This is a genomic window from Psychrobacter sp. 16-MNA-CIBAN-0192 (genome assembly GCF_040309565.1).
Lineage (GTDB): Bacteria > Pseudomonadota > Gammaproteobacteria > Pseudomonadales > Moraxellaceae > Psychrobacter.
This window is the reverse complement of record NZ_JBEOOX010000422.1, coordinates 1-258: the sequence shown is the minus strand read 5'-3', so window position 1 is coordinate 258 and position 258 is coordinate 1. Positions and strand designations below refer to the sequence as shown.

The following is a 258-nucleotide window of genomic DNA, read 5'->3' as shown; positions in this document are numbered from 1 at the left end:
TAATGAAGCCGACCCTATTGAGATTAATTTTACTCACATGGTGGGAAAATATGGCGGTTATCTCTATGGATTTTTTAACGTCAGTGACCAAAGCCTGATTTTTCGTATTCGTAATAGTTTGCGGATTGATAGAAATGATCACTTAGTGATGGCAACTCAATCACCCGATGGTCAGTTCAGACGCTATATCATTGCCAATAGTAAAAGTGGTTGGCTAAGCGCATTTGAATTACCCGCCGATCCCAGCCAATCGATGCC

Annotated in this window: 1 protein-coding gene; it reads left to right on the top strand. The window is 41.5% G+C overall.

Annotation, left to right across the window (positions count from 1 at the left end; genetic code table 11):
• The coding region (locus tag AAEY78_RS13825) for a hypothetical protein (RefSeq protein WP_352339934.1) at positions 1–258 on the top strand (258 nt) is incomplete at both ends.